This window comes from Streptomyces sp. NPDC001348 (assembly GCF_053597535.1).
The window spans coordinates 1-21,935 of record NZ_JBSFIK010000076.1 but is presented as its reverse complement, the minus strand read 5'-3'; the positions used below and the strand labels follow the sequence as shown (position 1 = coordinate 21,935).

4 protein-coding genes are annotated in these 21,935 nt (G+C 74.8%); all 4 read left to right on the top strand.

The features are described 5' to 3' along the window. The coding region (locus tag ACWC21_RS40715; RefSeq protein WP_450889812.1) for a type I polyketide synthase at positions 1 to 2,684 on the top strand (2,684 nt) is incomplete at its 5' end. 59 nt (positions 2,685 to 2,743) lie between these two features. After that, positions 2,744 to 14,500 (top strand): SDR family NAD(P)-dependent oxidoreductase, encoded by an 11,757-nt coding sequence (locus ACWC21_RS40710; RefSeq protein ID WP_450889810.1) that lies wholly within the window; start codon positions 2,744 to 2,746, stop codon positions 14,498 to 14,500. Between the two features lie 52 nt (positions 14,501 to 14,552). Next, positions 14,553 to 19,898, top strand: coding sequence for a type I polyketide synthase (locus ACWC21_RS40705; protein WP_450889808.1), 5,346 nt, complete (start codon positions 14,553 to 14,555; stop codon positions 19,896 to 19,898). Positions 19,899 to 19,904: 6 nt separating this feature from the next. Beyond that, positions 19,905 to 21,935, top strand: a 2,031-nt coding sequence (locus ACWC21_RS40700; RefSeq protein ID WP_450889806.1) for a type I polyketide synthase, incomplete at its 3' end; no start/stop codon positions are given.

The window sequence follows — 21,935 nt, the reverse complement described above, 5'->3', positions numbered from 1 at the left end:
AAGCGCTCACGCGTATGCCGGTCGTCGACTGGACCGCCTACTTCGCGGAGACCGGCAGCCTGGCCGTGGACCTGCCGACCTACGCCTTCCAGCACGGGAGTTACTGGCTCGCGGACACGGGCGCGGGTACGGCCACGGGCTTCGGTCAGACGGACGCCGAGCACCCGCTGCTGAGCGCGGCGGTGGAACTGCCGGACGCGGAAGGGGTGTTGTTCACCGGTCGGTTGTCCCTGGCCACCCACGCCTGGCTGGCCGAGCACGCCGTGAACGGCACCGTCATCGTGCCCGGCGCCGCGCTCGTCGAGATCGCCGTACGCGCCGGTGACCAGGTCGGTCGCGGCACCGTCCGCGACCTGACCCTCCACGCCCCCCTCGTCGTACCGGCCGAGGGCGCTGTGGCTCTGCGCGTCCGCGTCGGAGACGGCGACGAACCGACGCTGGCCGTCCACTCCCGTCCCGACGGCGAGGACACCTGGACCCTGCACGCGGAAGGCGTCCTCTCCTCCGAGACCGTCGAACCCGCCACCGACCTCACCGTCTGGCCCCCGGCCGGTGCGGCCCCCGTCGACATCAGCAGCCTGTACGACGACCTGTCGGCCATGGGACTGGAGTACGGCCCCCTCTTCCAGGGCGCCACGGCGGTCTGGCGGAACGGGGACGACACGGTGTATGCCGAGGTCTCTCTCCCCGAGGGCACGGGCACGGACGGGTACGGCATCCATCCGGCGCTCCTCGACGCCTCCCTGCACGCCGTCAGCCTGCTGGACGACCAGGACGACACCGCGCAACTCCCTTTCTCATGGAGCGACTTCGCTCTGCACGCCACCGGCGCCTCGGCGGTGCGGGTCCGTATCGTCCGTTCCGGCTCCGGGTTCCGGATCGACGCCGCCGACCCGGCCGGTTCCCCGGTGGCCGGCGTGCGGGCGCTGGCCCTGCGTCCGCTGGCGGCTCAGGCCGCGGGCGTCCGCGACCTGTACCGGGTCGACTGGGTTCCGGTGGCCGGGGAGCCGAGCGAGCCCACCGAGTCGTACACAATGCTCCAGGCCCCGACGGCCGCCGGTCTGCTCCCGAAGCTCCAGGACCACCTGGCGGGCGAGGACAGCCTGCTCGTGGTCACCCGCGAGGCGGCCACCGACCCCGAGCAGTCCGCCATCCGCGGCCTGGTCCGAGCCGCCCAGGCCGAACACCCCGAGAGGGTCACCCTCCTCGACACGGCCGAGGGCCTGCCCGGGCGCATTCCGGCCGACGAGCCCGAACTCTCCTACATCAGCGGCCGGTTCGAGGCTCCCCGCCTGGCCCGGGAGACGCCCGCGGCCACGGCCGCCTGGCCCACCACCGGAACCACCCTCATCACCGGCGGCACCGGCGGCCTCGGCGCCCTCACCGCACGCCACCTGGTCACCGGCCACGGTGTGCGCAGCCTGCTGCTCACCAGCCGGCGCGGCCCCGACGCACCCGGCGCCCCGGAACTCGCCGCCGAGTTGAAGGGCTTGGGCGCCCGGGTGGAGACCGTCGCCTGCGACGTCACCGACGGCGCCGCCCTCGCCGGGCTCCTCGCCGCGCACCCCGACATCACCGCCGTCGTCCACACCGCGGGCGTGGTGCGGGACGCGACGATCGCCTCGCTCACCCCTGAGACGCTGGACGCGCTTCGGGCCCCCAAGGCCGACGCGGCCCGGCACCTGCACGAGCTGACGGCCGGGCACCGGCTGGACGCCTTCGTGCTCTACTCCTCGGCCGCCGGTGTGCTCGGCGGCCCTGGCCAGGGCGCCTACGCGGCCGCCAACGCCGCCCTGGACGCCCTCGCCGCCGAGCGCCGCGCCCAGGGGTTGCCCGCGACCTCCCTCGCCTGGGGACTGTGGGCATCGGAGGCCGGCGGAATGGGCGCCGCCCTCACCGACGCCGACGTCGACCGTATGGCGCGGTCCGGTGTCCGCCCCCTCGAGGTGGCGGAAGGCCTGGCCCTGCTGGACGCGGCGGTCGCGGCGGACCACGCGACGCTGGTTCCGGCCGGACTCGACCTGCCCGTGCTCGCCCGCACGGCCGGAGACCGAGTACCGCCGCTGTTCTCCCAGTTGGTACGGCCGGCCGCCGCACGCCGGGCCACCGTCGCCGGCAGCGGGGCGGCGGGCGGACCGGAGCTGGCGCAGCGGCTGGCGGGGCTCGCCGGGCCCGACCGGCAGCGGCTGGTCCTCGACGTGGTCAACCGGCACGTCGCCGCCGTCCTCGGTACGGCCGGCGGCGCCGGAGCCCCGGAGATCACGCCGGACAAGCCCTTCAAGGAGCTCGGGTTCGACTCGCTCACCGCGGTCGAACTGCGCAACGCCCTGGGTGCGGAGGCGGGGGCCCGGCTGCCGGCGACGCTCGTCTTCGACTACCCGACCCCGGCCGAACTCGCCGGATTCCTGCTCGGGCAACTGGTCCCCGAGGACGCCGCCGGTACCGGTGACACGGCGTACGAGGAGAGGGTCCGGGCGACCCTGCGGGCCATACCGCTGGCCCGGCTCAGGGACGCCGGCCTGCTGGACGCGCTGCTCGAACTCGCGGGCCACCGCCCCGAGTCCACGGGGGCGCCCCTGTCGGTGGACGACCCGGCCGGCCCGGCCGGGGCGAGTGCCGGCGACATCGACGACATGGATGCCGAGAGCCTCATCTCGATGGCGCTCGAAGGATCGGACTTCTGATGACGCGGCTGACGACGCGCGACGCGGATTGGATGAGGTAACAGGTGTCTGGACAGAAGGTGTCTGCACAGAACGAGAAGATCGTCGAAGCTCTCCGGGCGTCGCTGAAGGAGACCGAGCGGCTGCGCGAGCAGAACCGCCGCCTGACCGCCTCCGCCCACGAGCCGATCGCCATCGTCGGCATGGCCTGCCGCTACCCAGGGGGCGTCGACTCGCCCGAGGACCTGTGGCGGCTGCTGGCCTCCGGCGGTGACGCCATCAGCCGGTTCCCCGAGGACCGCGGCTGGGACACGGAGAACCTGTACGACCCCGACCCCGACGCGGCCGGCCGCACCTATTCCGTCGAAGGCGGCTTCCTCACCCAGGCCGCCGAGTTCGACCCCGGCTTCTTCGGGATCAGCCCGCGCGAGGCGCTGGCCATGGACCCACAGCACCGGCTGCTGCTGGAGACGTCGTGGGAGGCGTTCGAGCGGGCCGGGATCGACCCGGCCGCCGTGCGTGGCAGTGCCACCGGCGTCTTCGCCGGCGTCATGTACCACGACTACAGCGAGGTGCTGGAACGCGCCACCGACGACCTGGAGGGGTTCCTCGGCGTCGGCGGCAGCATCGCTTCCGGCCGGGTGTCGTACGCGTTCGGCCTCGAAGGCCCCGCCGTCACCGTCGACACCGCCTGCTCCTCGTCCCTGGTGGCCGTCCACCTGGCCGCACAGGCGCTGCGCGGCGGCGAGTGCACGCTGGCCCTGGCCGGCGGTGTCACCGTCATGGCGACCCCGGACACCTTCGTCGACTTCAGCCGGCAGCGGGGGCTGGCCCCCGACGGGCGCTGCAAGCCGTTCGCCGAGGCCGCCGACGGCACCGGCTGGGGCGAGGGCGTCGGCATGCTCGTCCTCGAGAAACTCTCCGACGCCCGCCGCAACGGCCACCGGGTGCTCGCGGTGGTCCGGGGCTCGGCCATCAACCAGGACGGCGCCAGCAACGGTCTGACCGCCCCCAACGGCCCCTCCCAGCAGCGCGTCATCCGACAGGCCCTCGCCGCCGCCCGCCTCTCCTCCGACCAGGTCGACGTCGTGGAGGCCCACGGCACCGGCACCAAGCTGGGCGACCCGATCGAGGCACAGGCCCTGCTCGCCACCTACGGCCAGGACCGCCCCTCGGACGCCCCACTGTGGCTGGGGTCGGTCAAGTCCAACCTCGGCCACACCCAGGCCGCCGCGGGTGTCGCCGGGATCATCAAGATGGTCCTCGCCCTGCGCAACGAGGAACTGCCGCGCACCCTGCACGTCGACACCCCGTCCTCGCACGTGGACTGGTCGGAGGGCGCGGTCGAGCTGCTCACCGAGGCCCGGCCCTGGCAGGCGGGGGAGCGGACCCGGCGCGCGGGCGTCTCCTCCTTCGGGATCAGCGGCACCAACGCCCACGTCATCATCGAGGAGGCACCGGCCGAGGAGCCGGCGGAGGCCGCCGATGCGGCTGCCCTGCCGGTCGTCCCCTGGGTGGTCTCCGGCAGGACCGCCGAGGCCGTCCGCGCCCAGGCCGCCCGCCTGCTGGACTTCGCCACCGCCCACCCGGAGCTGGACCCGGCCGGCATCGGCCGCGCCCTGGCCACCGGCCGCTCGGCGCTGCCGTACCGCGCCGGCACCGTGGCCGCCGACCGCGACGCTCTGCTGGCCGGCCTGGAGGCACTCACCCGCGAGGACCCGACCGTCGCGAAGGGCGGCACGACCGCGTTCCTGTTCACGGGGCAGGGGAGCCAGCGGGCGGGGATGGGGCGGGAGCTGTACGACGCCTTCCCGGTGTTCGCCGCGGCGCTGGACGAGGTGTGCGCGGCGCTGGACACGCATCTCGAACGGCCCCTGAAAGACGTCATGTTCGACGGGGACGGGATCGACGACACCGGCTACACCCAGCCCGCGCTGTTCGCGCTGGAAGTGGCCCTGTTCCGGCTGCTCGAAGCCTGGGGTGTGCGGCCGGATGTGCTGGCCGGGCATTCGATCGGTGAGCTGGCCGCCGCGCATGTCGCCGGACTGTGGTCGCTGGAGGACGCGGCGAAGCTGGTGGCCGCCCGTGGCCGCCTGATGCAGCAGCTCCCGGCCGGGGGTGCGATGGCCGCCGTACAGGCCACCGAGGACGAGGTCCTGCCGGTTCTGCCCGCCGGCACGGGGATCGCTGCCGTCAACGGCCCCTCCGCGATCGTCGTCTCCGGTCCGGAGGCGGGCGTGGACGAGGTGGTCGCGCACTTCTCGGGCGCCGGGCGCAAGGCGAAGAAGCTGACCGTCAGCCATGCCTTCCACTCCCCGCTGATGGAGCCGATGCTCGCCGAGTTCGAGCAGATCGCCACCCAACTCACCTACGGCGAGCCCACCCTGCCGATCGTGTCGACGCTCACCGGTGACCCGGTGTCCTACGAGGACCTGTCCCGGCCGTCGTACTGGGTCCGGCACGTCCGCGAAGCCGTCCGCTTCGCCGACGCCGTCACCACCCTCGACGCCCAGGGCGTCGGCACCTTCCTGGAGCTCGGCCCCGACGCCGCCCTGACCCCGATGGTCGCCGACCCCCGGGCCGTCCCGGCCCTGCGCCGCGACCGCGGCGAACCCCAGGCCCTCGTCGAGGCCCTCACCCGGCTGCACTGCGCCGGCGGCGAGGTGAGCTGGCAGGCCTTCTACGCCGACACCGCCGTACGGCACGTCGATCTGCCGACCTACGCCTTCCAGCACAGCAGGTACTGGCCGACGACCGGCCCGTACGCCGCGACGGACGCGGCCGGGATCGGCCTGACCGCGGCGGGGCACCGGATTCTCGCCGGCGCCATGGAACTGCCGGACACGGAGGGGGTGCTGTTCACCGGCCGGCTGTCCCTGGCCACGCACCCGTGGCTGGCCGAGCACGCCGTGAACGGCACCGTCGTCGTGCCCGGTGCCGCGCTCGTCGAGATCGCCGTACGCGCCGGTGACCAGGTCGGTCGCGGCACCGTCCGCGACCTGACCCTCCACGCCCCGCTGGTGCTCGACGAGCGCGGCGGTGTCGCGCTGCGCGTCGGCGTCCGGTTCGGCGAGGGCGACGAGCCCGCCGTGACCGTCCACTCCCGCCCCGAGGGCGAAGAGGCCTGGACGCTGCACGCCGAGGGCGCCCTGGCCGCCGACCCCGTCCGGCCCGGCGCCGACCTCACCTCCTGGCCCCCGGCCGGTGCCGAACCGGTCGACACCAGCGGCCTGTACGACGACCTGGCCGGCATCGGACTGGAGTACGGCCCCCTGTTCCAGGGCGTGACCGCCGCCTGGCGGGCGGCCGAAGGCACCGTCTACGCAGAGGTGGCGCTGCCCGAGGGCACCGACACCCAGGGCTACGGCATCCACCCGGCGCTCCTGGACGCCGCCCTGCACGCCATCGGCCTGCTGGACACCGACACCGAGGGTGCGCGACTTCCCTTCTCCTGGACGGACTTCGCGCTGCACGCGGCCGGTGCCTCCGCGCTGCGGGTGCGTGTCGCGGCCGAGGGCACGGGATACCGGATCGAACTCGCGGACCCGGCCGGGGCGCCCGTCGCCACCGTCGGCTCCCTGGTCCTACGTGCCCTGCCCACCACGCCCGCGGCGGCGCGGACGCACGACTCGCTGTTCCGGCTGGACTGGCAGAAGACCACCCCGGCCGTCACCAACACCGGCACCAGCACCGGGCCCGTCACCTGCCATGTCGTCGGACCGGACCCGCTCGGACTCGTCGATCTGGTCGGGCAGGCGGGGGGACGGCTCGCCGACGCCGGCGACGACTCCGAGCTGACCTTCGCCACCTTCGACACCGGCGGTCTCGACCCGCGTGACGCCGTCCACCGAGCCCTGGAGCTCGTCCAGGAGTGGCTGCAGGGCGCCCGGCCCGACGGCGCCCGGCTCGTGCTCGTCACCTCCGGTGCCGTGGCCGCAGTGGCCGGCGACCGGGTGCCCGACCCGGCGGCCGCCGCCGTGGTGGGCCTCGCCCGGTCCGCCCAGTCCGAGCACCCCGGGCGGATCGTCCTGGTCGACCTCGACACCTCCGCCGAGTCCGCCGACGCCCTGCTGCCCGCCCTCACCGGCAGCGAGGAACCCCAACTCGCCCTCCGGGCCGGGCAGACGCTGGCACCCCGGCTCGTCCGTGACGTCGGCGCCGAACTGAGCCTGCCCGACGGCGACGCTCCCTGGCGGCTCGACTTCACCCCCACCGGCACCCTGGACAGCCTCTACGTCGCGGACTTCCCCGAGGCCGCCGCCCCGCTCACCGAGGGGCAGATCCGGGTCGCGATCCGGGCCGCCGGCGTCAACTTCCGCGACGTCATGAACGTCCTCGGGATGTACCCGGGCGACGCCGGACGGCTCGGCCTGGAAGCGGCCGGTGTCGTGGTGGAGGTCGGTCCGGGCGTGGACCGGTTCACCGTCGGGGACCGGGTGATGGGCCTGTTCTCCGGGGCGTTCGGGCCCCTGGCGGTCGTCGACCACCGGCTGGTCTCCGCGATGCCGTCCACGTGGACGTTCGCCGAGGCCGCCGCCGCGCCCGTCGTCTACCTGACCGCCTACTACGCGCTGGTCGACCTGGCCGGCCTCACCTCCGGCGAGTCCGTCCTGGTGCACGCCGCCGCCGGCGGTGTCGGCACCGCCGCCGTCCAGCTCGCCCGGCACCTCGGCGCCGAGGTGTACGGCACGGCCAGCCCAGCCAAGTGGGCCGCCGTCCGCGCCCTCGGCGTCGACGAGGACCGCATCGCCAACTCCCGCACCCTGGAGTTCGAGCAGCACTTCCTCGAGGCCACCGCCGGACGCGGCATGGACGTCGTACTCGACTCCCTGGCCAGGGAGTTCGTGGACGCCTCGCTGCGACTGCTGCCACGCGGCGGCCGGTTCGTCGAGATGGGCAAGACCGACATCCGGGAAGCCGACGCGGTCGCCGGCGCGCATCCGGGCGTCGTGTACCGGGCGTTCGACGTCATGGACGCCGGGCCCGACCGGATCCAGGAGATGTACGACGCACTGCTCGCCCTGTTCGAGAGCGGCGCGCTGCGTCCGCTGCCGGTCACCGCGTGGGACGTGCGCGAGGCCCCGGAGGCGCTGCGCGTCATGGGCCAGGCCCGGCACACCGGCAAACTGGTGCTGACCGTGCCCACGCCGCTGAACCCGGACGGCACCGTCCTCGTCACCGGCGCGACCGGCGCGCTCGGCGGGCTGCTCGCCCGGCACCTGGTCGCCGGGCACGGTGTACGGCGGCTGCTGCTGGCCAGCCGGCGCGGTGACCGGGCGCCCGGCGCCGAAGAACTCGCCGACGCGATCCGCGCACTGGGCGCGGAGGTGGACCTCGTCGCCTGCGACACCGCCGACCGGGACGCCGTGGCCGCCGTCCTGGCCGCCGTACCCGAGGCGCACCCGCTGACCGCGGTCGTGCACGTCGCCGGGGTCCTCGACGACGGTGTCCTCGGCTCGCTCACCCCGGAGCGGCTGGACAGGGTCCTCGCGCCGAAGGCGGACGCCGCCCGGAACCTGCACGAGCTGACCCGGCTCGCCGACCTTTCCGCGTTCGTGCTGTTCTCCTCCGCCGCCGGCACCTTCGGCAATCCGGGGCAGGCCAACTACGCCGGCGCCAACGCCTACCTGGACTCCCTCGCCGCCCACCGGCGCGCCCAGGGCCTGCCGGCCCTCTCGCTCGGCTGGGGACTGTGGGCCGCCGAGGGCGGCGGCATGGCGGAGAACCTGGACGAGGCCGAGCGCGCCCGGATGGCCCGCTCCGGCGCCGCCGCGCTCACCGGCGACGAGGGCCTCGCCCTGTACGACACCGCGCTCACCCTGCCGCACCCCGCGCTCGTACCCATGCACCTGGACCTGCCCGCGTCCGCGGCGCCCGAGGAGGTGCCCGAACTGCTGCGCGCCCTGGTGCGCACTCCGGCACGGCGCGCCGCCCGCGCCGCCGGGAAGACCTCCGGCGGCGGCGAGTTGGCGGCGCGGCTCGGCGGGCTCGGCGCCGACGAGCAGCAGGCGCTGCTGCTGGACGTCGTCCGCACCCACGCCGCGGCGGTCCTCGGCCACTCGGCGCCCGAAGCCGTCGACGTCACCCAGGCCTTCAAGGACCTGGGCTTCGACTCGCTCACCGGCGTCGAGTTCCGCAACCGGCTCGCCGCGGCCTGCGGACTGCGCCTGCCCGCCACCCTGGTCTTCGACTACCCGGCACCCGAAGCCCTCGCCGGCTACCTGCGCGAGGAACTCGTCGGCTCGCTGCCCGCCGAGACCCGGACCACCGGCACGACCCTCGGCACGGACGAGCCCATCGCCGTCGTCTCCATGGCGTGCCGCTTCCCCGGCGGTGTCCGCTCGCCCGAGGACCTGTGGCGGCTGCTCGCCGGCCGCGCCGACGCCATGGGCGCCATGCCCGACGACCGCGGCTGGGACATCGAGGCCGTGGTCGACCCGACCGGCGAACGCCCCGGCACCAGCTACACCGACCAGGGCGGCTTCCTGCCCGACGCCCCGCTGTTCGACGCCTCCTTCTTCGGCATCAGCCCCCGCGAGGCCCTCGCCATGGACCCGCAGCAGCGGTTGCTCCTCGAGACGTCCTGGGAAGCCCTGGAGCGCGCCGGACTCGACCCGCACACCCTGCGCGGCAGCAGCACCGGCGTCTTCGCCGGCCTGATCTACCACGACTACGGCAACGGCGCCGGATACAGCCATCTGCCCGACGGCGTCGAGGGCTTCCTCGGCACCGGCACCTCCGGCGGTGTCGCCTCCGGCCGTATCTCCTACGTCCTCGGCCTCGAAGGGCCCGCCGTCACCGTCGACACCGCCTGCTCCTCGTCCCTGGTCGCCCTGCACATGGCCGTCCAGGCCCTGCAGCGCGGCGAGTGCGACCTGGCACTGGCCGGCGGCGTCACCGTGATGGCCACCCCGGACACCTTCGTCGACTTCAGCCGGCAGCGCGGCCTCGCCGCCGACGGCCGCTGCAAGGCCTTCGCCGAGTCCGCCGACGGCACCGGGTGGGCCGAGGGCGTCGGCATGGTCCTCGTGGAACGGCTGTCCGACGCGCAGCGCCACGGCCATGACATCCTGGCCGTCGTCCGCGCCAGCGCCCTCAACCAGGACGGCGCCAGCAACGGTCTCACCGCCCCCAACGGCCCCTCCCAGCAGCGCGTCATCCGGCAGGCCCTCGCCACCGCCGGCCTCGCGCCCGCCGACGTCGACGCCGTCGAGGCGCACGGCACCGGCACGAAACTGGGCGACCCCATCGAGGCCCAGGCCCTCCTCGCCACCTACGGGCAGGACCGCTCCCCGGACACCCCGCTGTGGCTCGGGTCGGTGAAGTCCAACCTCGGCCACACCCAGGCCGCCGCGGGCATCGCCGGGGTCATCAAGATGGTCGAGGCCCTCGGCCACGAGGAGCTGCCCGCCACCCTGCACGTCGACGAGCCCAGCTCGCACATCGACTGGGAGGCCGGTGCCGTACGCCTGCTCACCGACGCCCGGCCCTGGCCGCGCCGCGCCGGGGCACCGCGCCGGGCCGGTGTGTCCGCGTTCGGCTTCAGCGGTACCAACGCCCACGTCATCCTCGAAGAGGCCCCCGCCCCCATCGCCGTACCGGAGCAGCCGGAGCAGCCGGAGCAGCCGGCCGGTCCCGTGCCGTGGCTGCTGACCGCCCGCACCCCCGAGGCACTGCGCGAGCAGGCTCGCCGACTGCGCGAGCAGCTCGCCGGGCAGGACCTCGACGCCGCCGGACTGGCCCGCGTCGGCCACTCCCTGGCCACCACCCGCACCCCGTTCGAGTACCGGGCCGTACTGGTCGGCGACGACGGCACCCAGCTCCTGCAGGGCCTCACCGACCTCGCCGACGGCACACCCGCCGCCGGGGTCGAGGAAGGACTCGCCGGACCCGTCGGCAAGACCGTGTTCGTCTTCCCCGGCCAGGGCTCACAGTGGGCCGGCATGGCCCGCGACCTCATGGCCACCTCCGAGGTGTTCCGGGCGCGGATCGAGGAGTGCGCCGCCGCCGTCGACGCCCACACCGACTGGTCGCTGCTCGACGTGCTGCGCGGAACCGACGGCGCCGCCGCACTGGAACGCGTGGACGTCGTCCAGCCCGCCCTGTGGGCCGTGATGGTGTCCCTGGCCGCGCTGTGGGAGTCCCTCGGCGTCGTACCGTCCGCCGTCGTCGGCCACTCCCAGGGCGAGATCGCCGCCGCCTGCGTGGCCGGCGCGCTCAGCGTCGAGGACGCCGCCCGCGTCGTCACCCTGCGCAGCCGCGCCCTGGTCAGGCTCGCCGGCACCGGCGGCATGGTGTCCGTACCCCTGCCCGCCGCCCGCGTCGAGGAACTCCTCGAGCGGTGGCCGGACCAGATCTCCGTCGCCGCCGTCAACGGGCCCGCCTCCACCGTCGTATCCGGCGACCCGGACGCCCTCGACGCCCTGCTGGAGACCTGCGAGAACGACGGCGTCCGCGCCCGCCGCATCCCCGTCGACTACGCCTCCCACTCCGCGCACGTCGAGTCCCTGCGCGAGGAACTTCAGGAGATCCTCGCCCCCGTACGCCCCCGCGCCGGACGCGTGCCGCTGCACTCCACCCTCGAGGACCGGCTCATCGACGGGCACGAGATGGACGCCACGTACTGGCACCGCAACCTGCGGCACACCGTCCGCTTCGAACCCGCCGTCCGTGCCCTCGCCGACAGCGGTCACACCGTGTTCGTCGAGTGCTCCCCGCACCCCGTGCTGACCGTCGGCCTCACCGACACCCTCGCCGACGCCGGCGCCGACACCGCCGTCGTCACCGGCACCCTGCGCCGCGACGACGGCGGCACCGCCCGCGTCCTCACCTCCCTCGGCCGGCTCGTCGCGCACGGCGTGCGCCCCGACTGGGACGCCGTGTTCGCCGGCCGCGCCACCGGCCGGGTGCCCCTGCCGACCTACCCGTTCCAGGGCGAGCGGTACTGGCTGGAGCCGACCAGCGCGGCCCCCGCCGACCCCGGCTCCGTCGGCCAGGCGGACGCCGGGCACCCGCTGCTCGGCGCGGCCGTCACCCTGCCCGGCGACGGCGGACTGGTCCTCACCGGGCGCCTGTCCCTGGCCGCGCAGCCCTGGCTCGCCGACCACGCCGTCGGCTCCACCGTCGTCGTCCCCGGCACCGCGCTGCTGGAGATGGCCGTCCGCGCCGGCGACGAGGCCGGCCATCCGAACCTGGCCGACCTCACCCTGGAGGCACCGCTCGTCCTGCCCGACAAGGCCGAGGTGCACCTGCGCGTCGTGGTCGCGGGCAGCGGCGAGGACGGCTGTACCGTGACCGTGTACTCGCGGCCCGCCGACGCCACCGCCGACGACCCCTGGACCCGGCACGCCACCGGCCTGCTCACCCGGCAGCCGGACACCACCGCGGAGCACCTGGCCGCCTGGCCGCCCGCCGACGCGGAGAGCGTCGACACCTCCCGGCTGTACGCCGACCTCGGCGCCCTCGGCCTGGACTACGGGCCCGCCTTCCGCGGCCTGCGCTCCGCCTGGCGCACCGCCGACGCCCTGTACGCCGAGGTCGCCCTGCCCCTCGAAAACGCAGCCCAGGCAGCCGAGTTCGGCCTCCACCCGGCCCTGCTCGACTCCGCCCTGCACGCCATCGCCCTCGGTGGGTTCCTCGACGCGGGCGACGGCGGTCCCTGGTTGCCGTTCAACTGGTCCGGGGTGACCCTGCACAGCGCCGGCGCCGCGGCCCTGCGGGTGCGGATCGCCGCCGCGGGGGAGGACGCGGTGTCCGTCACCGTCGCCGACACCGCCGGCGCGCCCGTCGCCACCGTCGAAACGCTCGGCCTGCGCCCACTGCCCGCCGACGCACTGGCCCAGCTGTCCAGGACGGCCGGCAACCCGTTCCGCGACACCCTCTTCCACGTCGAGTGGACCGCCCTGCCCGCCCCCGAGACGACCGAAGTACCCGACGACTGGGCGGTGTTCGGGGACGACCCGCTCTTCCCGGGACTCCCGGAGATCTTCAGCACCGAGGAACTCGACGACGGCATCAGCACCGTCCTGGCCCCCGTGCACTGGCAGAGCACCGTCGACGACGCCGTGATGCAGACCCTCGGCGACCTCCAGGTGTGGCTGTCCGACCCGCGCACCGACACGGCCCGCCTGGTCGTCGTCACCCGCGGCGCCGTCTCCACCGTGCCCGGCGAGGACATCGCCGACCTCGCGCAGACGGCCGTACACGGGCTGGTCCGCACCGCGCAGACCGAGAGCCCCGACCGGATCGTGCTCGCCGACATCGGCACCGAGGTGCCCTCCCGCGCCCTGCTCGCGGCGGCCCTCGCCACCGGCGAACCCGAGTTCGCACTGCGCGACGGCGAGATCCGCGTGCCACGCCTGACCCGCACCGAACCCGCCGCACCGGCCACCGAACCCGCCGCACCGGCCACCGAGTCCGGCGAAGCGGCCACCAGGTCCGGCGAAGCGGCCACCAGGTCCGGCGAAGCGCCCGCCTGGTCGCCCGACGGCACCGTCCTCATCACCGGCGGCACCGGCGGCCTCGGCGCCCTCGTCGCCCGCCACCTGGCCACCGAGCACGGCGTACGCAGCCTCGTCCTCGTCGGCCGCCGCGGCCCCGGCGCCCCCGGCGTCGCCGAACTCGCCGAGGAACTCGCCGAGCTGGGCACGTCCGTGGCCCTGGAGGCCTGCGACATCACCGACCGCGACGCGCTCGCCGCCCTCCTGGACCGGCACACCCCGCGCGCCGTCGTCCACGCCGCCGGCGTCCTCGACGACGCCACCCTCGGCCGGCTCACCCCGGAGAAACTCGAGACCGTCCTCGCCCCGAAGGCCGTCGCCGCCCAGCACCTGCACGAGCTGACCGCCGACCGCGACCTGGACGCCTTCGTCCTGTTCTCCTCCTCCGCGGGCGTCCTCGGCAACGCCGGACAGGCCAACTACGCCGCCGCCAACGCCTACCTGGACGGCCTCGCCGCCCACCGGCGCGCGAACGGCCTGCCCGCCGTCTCGCTCGCCTGGGGCCTGTGGGCGCAGCCCAGCGGCATGACCGGCCACCTCGACACCACCGACCTGGGCCGCCTCGCCCGCTCCGGCATCCGCCCGCTCGACCCCGAGCAGGGCCTCGCCCTGCTGGACGCCGCACTCGGCGCCCACGGCCACGACCACCCGCAGCTCGTGCCGATCGGCCTCAACACGGCCTCCCTGCGCGGCGCGGCCGACGGCGCACCCGTACCGCACCTGTACCGCGGCCTGGTCCGCGCCCAGGCCCGGCCCACCGCGCACGCCGCCGCCACCGCCACCGCGGCGGCGGAGGGCACGGACGGCCCCGGCGAGGCACTGCGCGCCCGCCTGGCCACCCTGCCCGCCGACGGCTGGGAGACGGCCCTGCTCGACCTCGTCCAGTCGTACGCGGCGGCCGTGCTCGGCTTCGCCGGCCCCTCGGCCGTCGGCGCCACCCGCTCCTTCAAGGAACTCGGCTTCGACTCGCTGACCGCCGTCGAGTTCCGCAACCGGCTCACCGCCGCCACCGGCATACGGCTGTCCGCCACCGCCGTCTTCGACCACCCGACCCCGCTCGCCCTGGCCCGTCTGCTCCACGCCGAACTGGCCCCGGAGCGGACCGACCCGGCCGAAGGCGTCCTCGCCGAACTCGACCGGCTGGAGAGCCGTCTGCCGGACGCGTCGCTCGACGACGAGGCACACCGGGCGGTCACGGCCAGGCTGGAGGACCTGCTCGCCCGCTTCAAGAGCATGCGGACCGCGACCACCGACGGCACGGACGACGTGGGCGCACGGCTGCAGGACGCCTCCTCCGACGAGGTCCTGGCCTTCATCACGGACGAACTCGGCATCTGACACGGGGTCCCGCCGCCGTCGCAGAGGGGATCAGAGGGGAAGTAGGGAACAAATGGCTGACGAGAAACAGCTGGTCGACACGCTCAAGCGGGTCGCAGCGGACCTGCACGACACCCGTCGGCGGCTGCGCGAGGCCGAGGAGAGGGAACACGAGCCGATCGCGATCGTCGGCATGGCCTGCCGCTTCCCCGGAGGCGTCGGCTCGCCCGAGGACCTGTGGGCCATGCTCGACGCCGGCCGCGACGGCATGTCCCCCTTCCCCCGCGACCGCGGCTGGACCCTGGACCAGCTCGCCGCCAGCGACGGCCACGACGACTCCGGGCGGCGCGCCGGATTCCTCCAGGACGCCGCCGGCTTCGACGCCGAGTTCTTCGGCATCAGCCCCCGGGAGGCCCTCGCCATGGACCCGCAGCAGCGGGTCCTCCTCGAGACCTCCTGGGAGGCCCTGGAGCGGACCGGGATCGACCCGCACACCCTCGCCGGCACCCGCACCGCCGTCTACGCGGGTGTCAGCAGCAACGACTACCTGCGCGGCCTGACCCGCATGCCCGACTCCATCGCCGGCCACATGATGACCGGCGTCGCCGCGAGCGTCCTGTCGGGCCGCGTCTCCTACGCCCTCGGCCTGGAAGGCCCCTCCGTCACCATCGACACCGCCTGCTCCTCCTCGCTGGTGGCGGTCCACCTCGCGGCCCAGGCGCTGCGCAGCGGGGAGTGCACCCTGGCCCTGGCCGGCGGGGTCACCGTCATGGGCTCCGCCGGCACGTTCCTCGAGTTCAGCCGCGCCGACGGACTCTCCCGCGACGGCCGCTGCAAGGCCTTCGCCGACGCCGCCGACGGCACGGGACTCTCCGAGGGCGTCGGTGTCCTCGTCCTGGAACGGCTGTCGGACGCCCGGCGCAACGGGCACCGCGTGCTGGCGGTGGTGCGCGGCTCGGCGGTCAACCAGGACGGCGCGAGCAACGGCCTCACCGCGCCCAACGGCCCCTCCCAGCAGCGCGTGATCCGCCAGGCCCTGGCCGCCGCCCGGCTCACCCCGCAGCAGGTCGACGCGGTGGAGGCCCACGGCACCGGCACCAAGCTGGGCGACCCGATCGAGGCACAGGCCCTGCTCGCCACCTACGGCCAGGACCGCCCCTCGGACGCCCCGCTGTGGCTCGGCTCGATCAAGTCCAACCTCGGCCACACCCAGGGCGCCGCCGGCATGGCGGGCCTCATCAAGATGGTCCTCGCCCTCCGCCACGAGAAACTGCCGCCCACACTCGGCGTCGACCGGCCGACCTCGCACGTGGACTGGTCTGCGGGTGCGGTCGAGTTGCTGACCGAGGCCCGTCCGTGGCGGGCGGGGGAGCGGACCCGGCGTGCCGGGGTGTCGTCGTTCGGGATCAGCGGCACGAACGCCCACGTGATCGTGGAGGAGGCGCCGGCCGAGGAGCCCGCTGAGGCCTCGGAGCCTTTGGGGCTGCCGGTGGTGCCATGGATCGTCTCCGGGGCGACCGAGGACGCGGTACGCGCACAGGCCGGACGGCTGCGCGAACTCGCCGCACGGCACCCCGAGGTGGACCTCGCCGATGTGGGCTTCTCGCTGGTGACCCGGCGGTCGGCGTTCGCCCACCGGGCGGGTGTGGTGGCCGGCGGCCGGGAGGGCCTGCTGGCCGGGCTCGATGCGGTCGCGGGCGGTGCTGCGCTGCCGGTGAGCGGGCGGGGGCCGTTGGCGTTCCTGTTCACGGGGCAGGGGAGTCAGCGGGCGGGGATGGGGCGGGAGTTGTATGCGGGGTTCCCGGTGTTCGCGGCCGCGCTGGACGAGGTGTGCGCCGCGCTGGACACACATCTTGAGCGTCCGCTGCGGGATGTGATGTTCGGTGGGGAGGGGCTGGACGAGACCGGTTACACGCAGCCGGCGCTGTTCGCGCTGGAAGTGGCCCTGTTCCGGCTGTTGGAGGCGTGGGGTGTGCGGCCGGATGTGCTGGCCGGGCATTCGATCGGTGAGCTGGCCGCCGCGCATGTGGCGGGATTGTGGTCGCTGGAGGACGCGGCGAGATTGGTGGCGGCTCGTGGCCGGTTGATGCAGCAGCTCCCGGCGGGCGGTGCGATGGCCGCCGTCCAGGCCACCGAGGACGAGGTCCTGCCCGTCCTGCCCGAGGGCACCGGTATCGCTGCCGTGAACGGCCCGTCCGCGATCGTCGTGTCCGGTCCGGAGGCGGGCGTGGACGAGGTGGTCGCGTACTTCTCGGGCGCCGGGCGCAAGGCGAAGAAGCTGGCCGTCAGTCATGCCTTCCACTCGCCGCTGATGGAGCCGGTGCTCGCCGAGTTCGAGCGGATCGCCGCCCAACTGAACTATGCAGAGCCTGCGGTGCCGATCGTGTCGACGCTGACGGGCGCGGCGGTGTCGTACGACGAGCTCTCCCGGCCGTCGTACTGGGTCCGGCACGTCCGCGAGGCCGTGCGCTTCGCCGACGCCGTCGCCACCCTCGACGCCCAGGGCGTCGGTACGTTCCTGGAGCTCGGCCCCGACGCCGTGCTCACCGCGATGGTCGCCGACCCCCGCGCCGTTGCGGCCCTCCGCCGCGACCGCGGCGAACCCCAGGCCCTCGTCGAAGCGCTCACGCGTATGCCGTCGGTCGACTGGACCGCCTACTTCGGTCCCGGCCGACGGGCCGTCGACCTGCCCACCTATCCCTTCCAGCACCGCCCCTACTGGTTCCGCAGCAACTCCCTGGCTTCTGGGGAGCCCACCGACTTCGGTCTGGCATCGGGCAACCACCCGCTGCTGGGCGCCGCCGTGGAACTCCCGCACACGGAAGGGGCGTTGTTCACCGGTCGACTGTCCCTGGCCACCCAGTCCTGGCTGGCCGAGCACGCCGTGAACGGCACCGTCGTCGTGCCGGGTGCCGCGCTGGTCGAGATCGCGGTCCGCGCCGGTGACCAGGTGGGCCGTGGCACCGTCCGCGACCTGACCCTGCACGCCCCCCTCGTCGTACCGGAGACCGGCGCCGTCGCCCTGCGCGTCCGCGTCGGCGAAGGCGACGAACCGGCCGTCACCGTCCACTCCCGCCCCGACGGCGCGGACACCTGGACCCTCCACGCCGAAGGCGTCCTGTCGGCGAACGGTCCCGAGCCGGACGCCCCCGGCGGCGTCGCGTGGCCCCCCGCCGACGCCCAGCCGCTCGACACCGAGCACCTCTACGCAGGACTCGCCGCAGTGGGCCTTGAGTACGGCCCCCTCTTCCGGGGCCTGACGCGGGCCTGGCGCGACGCCGACGGTGCGGTGCACGCCGAGGTCGTCCTACCCGAGGACACCGACACCGACGGGTACGGCATCCACCCCGCCCTGCTCGACGCGGCCCTGCACGCGGTCGCCGCCGGGGAACTGCTGCCCGAGCCCGAGCCGGGAACCGCCTGGCTGCCGTTCTCCTGGTCGGACGTCACCCTGCACGCCACCGGCGCCCGCACCCTGCGCGTCCGGGTCGCCGCCGGCACGCCCGGCTCCGTGACCCTGGACGCCGACGACGCGGACGGGCGACCGGTGCTGTCCGTGGGCACCCTGGCCCTGCGTCCGGTGCCCGTGGCGGCCGGAGGCGCTGCGACGGGTGTGGGTGACGCGGCGTACGGCGTCGACTGGACCGCCGTCGAGGAGCCGGGCACCGCATCCCGGGAATCCCTGCCGCTGTCCGAGCCCGGCCGGGTGGAGGCACTGCCGGTGGCCGGCTGGTCCGCGCTGGCCGCCCCGGCCGGGGGATCCGCCGCCGAGACCGCGACCGCCGTGCTCGAAGCCCTCCAGGAGTGGCTGGAGCACGCTGTGCCCGAGGAGCGGCTGCTGATCGTCACCCGGGGTGCCGTGGCCACCGCCGAGGGGGAGGACGTCACCGATCTCGGCCAGGCCGCCGTCACCGGACTCGTCCGGGCGGCCCGCACCGAGTACCCGGGACGTCTGCTCCTCGTCGACCTCGGCGCGGACGACGAAGGGCTGCCCGCCCGCGTCCTCGACACCGACGAGGACGAACTGGCCGTCCGGGACGACCACCTGCTCGCCCCACGGCTGGTCCGGGACAGCACGGCGACGGACGGCGAACCGGCGTGGCCCGGCACCGGGACGGTGCTGGTCACCGGCGGGACCGGCGGCCTCGGCGCACTGGTCGCCCGCCACCTGGTGGCCACCCACGGGGTGCGCAGCCTCCTGCTCACCAGCCGACGCGGACCCGACGCCCCCGGCGCCACCGAACTCGCCTACGCCCTGCGGGAGTCCGGCGCCGAGGTCACTCTGGCGGCGTGCGACGTCGCCGACCGGGACGCCCTCGCCGCCCTGCTCGACGCCCATCCCGGCGTCACCGCCGTCGTCCACACCGCCGGCGTCGTCGACGACGCGACCCTCGGGCGGCTCACCCCCGCACAACTGCGCCGCGTCCTCGCCCCGAAGGCCGACGCCGCCCGTCACCTCCACGAACTCACCACCGGACTCGAGGCTTTCGTGCTGTTCTCGTCGGCCGCCGGTGTCCTCGGCGGTGCCGGGCAGGCCAACTACGCCGCCGCGAACGCCTCGTTGGACGCCCTCGCCGCGCACCGCCGCGCGCACGGGCTCCCCGCCGTGTCCCTCGCCTGGGGCCTGTGGGACCCGGCCAGCGGCGGCATGGGCGCCGAGCTGACCGACACCGACCTGGAGCGCATGGCCCGCACCGGACTGCGGCCCCTCGGTGCGGAACAGGGCCTGGCCCTGCTCGACGCGGCCGTCACCGGGCCCCGTGCGCTCACCGTGCCCGTCCGGCTCGACGTCCCCGCCCTCGCCCGGTCACTCAGCGGGGCCGTGCCCGGCCTGCTGCGTTCCCTCGTCCGCGTCCCCGCCCGCCGCACGGCCGCCCCGGGCGGTACGGCGGCCGGCGGTACCGCGCTGCGCGACCGGCTCGCCGCGATCCCCGACCGGGAGAAGCGGGCCGCGCTCGTCCTCGACCTCGTACGCCGGCATGTGCGCACCGTCCTCGGTTTCCCCGACAGCCAGGCCGTCGAGGCCGACAAGCCCTTCAAGGACTTCGGGTTCGACTCGCTGACCGCCGTCGAGTTCCGCAACGCGCTCGCCGCCGAGACCGGCGTACGGCTGCCCGCCACGCTCGTCTTCGACTACCCGACGCCCCACGAACTCGTCGCACACCTGCACAAGGAACTGGCGCCCGCCGACGACGACCCCGCCACCGCCCTGCTGCGTGGCCTCGACCACCTCGAACCCCTCATCGGCACACAGGAGCTGGACCAGCTGACCCGGTCCCGGATCACCGTGCGGCTGCAGGCCCTGCTCGCCCGCTGGCAGGACACCGAACCGCAACCGGAGACACAGGCGGCCGGCGACCTGGCAGAGGCCTCCGACGACGAACTCTTCGCCCTCCTCGACGGCGAGACCGGGAGCTGAACGACCATGGCAGCAACCACTGGACCCACCGGAGCCTCCGGCGACCGCGAGCAGAAGCTGCGCGAGTACCTGAAGAAGGCCACCGCCGACCTGATGCAGGCCCGGCGGCGCATCGAGGACCTGGAGTCCCGCACCCGCGAGCCCATCGCCATCGTCGGCATGGCCTGCCGCTACCCCGGAGGCGTCACCTCCCCCGACGACCTGTGGCGGCTCGTCACCGCCGGCGGCGACGGCATGCGCGGCTTCCCCGACGACCGCGGCTGGGACACCGACAACCTCTACGACCCCGACCCGAACGCCGTCGGCAAGAGCTACGCCAAGGAGGGCGGATTCCTGGACGCGGCAGGCGAGTTCGACGCCGCGTTCTTCGGGATCAGCCCCCGCGAGGCCCTGGCCATGGACCCCCAGCAGCGGCTGCTGCTGGAGACGTCCTGGGAGGCCTTCGAACACGCCGGGATCGACCCGGCCGCCGCTCGCGGCACCCGCACCGGCGTGTACGCGGGCGTCATGTACCACGACTACGGATCCGACCGTGCCGCCCTGCCCGACGGGGTCGAGGGTTTCCTCGGCACCGGCACCGCCGGCAGCGTCCTGTCGGGCCGCGTCTCCTACGCCCTCGGTCTGACCGGCCCGGCCGTCACCGTCGACACCGCCTGCTCCTCCTCCCTGGTCACGCTGCACCTGGCGGCACAGGCCCTGCGGGCGGGGGAGTGTGCCCTGGCCCTGGCCGGCGGCGTCACCGTGATGGCCACCCCGGACACCTTCGTCGACTTCAGCCGGCAGCGCGGCCTCGCCCCCGACGGCCGCTGCAAGCCCTTCGCCGAGGCCGCCGACGGCACCGGCTGGTCGGAGGGCGTCGGCATCCTGCTGCTGGAACGGCTCTCCGACGCCCGCCGCAACGGGCACCGGGTGCTGGCCGTCGTCCGCGGCTCGGCGATCAACCAGGACGGCGCGAGCAACGGTCTCACCGCCCCCAGCGGCCCCTCGCAGCAGCAGGTCGTCCTCGACGCGCTCGCGGGCGCCGGCCTGTCCACCCACGACGTCGACGCGGTCGAGGCCCACGGCACCGGCACCGTCCTCGGCGACCCGATCGAGGCGCAGGCACTGCTCGCGACCTACGGCCAGGACCGCTCCCCGGACACCCCGCTGTGGCTGGGGTCGGTCAAGTCCAACCTCGGCCACACCCAGGCGGCGGCGGGCGCGGCGGGCGTCATCAAGATGGTGCAGGCGCTGCGCGCCGGTGTACTGCCCCGTTCGCTGCACATCGACACCCCGACCTCCCACGTGGACTGGTCGGCGGGCGCGGTCGAACTCCTCACCGAGAACCGCCCCTGGCCCGTGGGCCCCCGCCCGCGCCGCGCCGCCGTCTCGGCGTTCGGCATCAGCGGCACCAACGCCCATGTGATCCTCGAGGAGGCACCGGCCGAGGAGCCCGCTGAGGCCTTGGAGCCCGTTGTGGTGCCGGCGGTGCCGGTGGTGCCGTGGATCGTCTCCGGCAGGACGGCGGCGGCGGTACGGGCGCAGGCGGCCCGTCTGCTGGAGTACGTCAGCGAACGCCCGGGACTGGACCCGGCTGATGTGGGCTTGTCGCTGGTGACGCGGCGGTCGGCTTTCGCGTACCGGGCGGGTGTGGTGGCCGGTGACCGTGAGGGGCTGCTGGCGGGGCTGGAGGCGGTGGCGAGCGGTTCTGTCGTGCCGTCGGTGGCCGGGAGTTCGCTGGCGTTCCTGTTCACGGGGCAGGGGAGTCAGCGGGCGGGGATGGGGCGGGAGTTGTACGACGCCTTCCCGGTGTTCGCCGCGGCGCTGGACGAGGTGTGCGCGGCGCTGGACACGCATCTCGAACGGCCCCTGAAAGACGTCATGTTCGACGGGGACGGGATCGACGACACCGGCTACACGCAGCCGGCGCTGTTCGCGCTGGAAGTGGCCCTGTTCCGGCTGCTGGAGGCGTGGGGTGTGCGGCCGGATGTGCTGGCCGGGCATTCGATCGGTGAGCTGGCCGCCGCGCACGTGGCTGGACTGTGGTCGCTGGAGGAC

Coding starts and splice junctions, on each gene's coding strand:
- ACWC21_RS40705 (WP_450889808.1), top strand. CDS start 14,553: ATGGCTGACGAGAAACAGCTGGTCGACACGCTCAAGCGGGTCGCAGCG.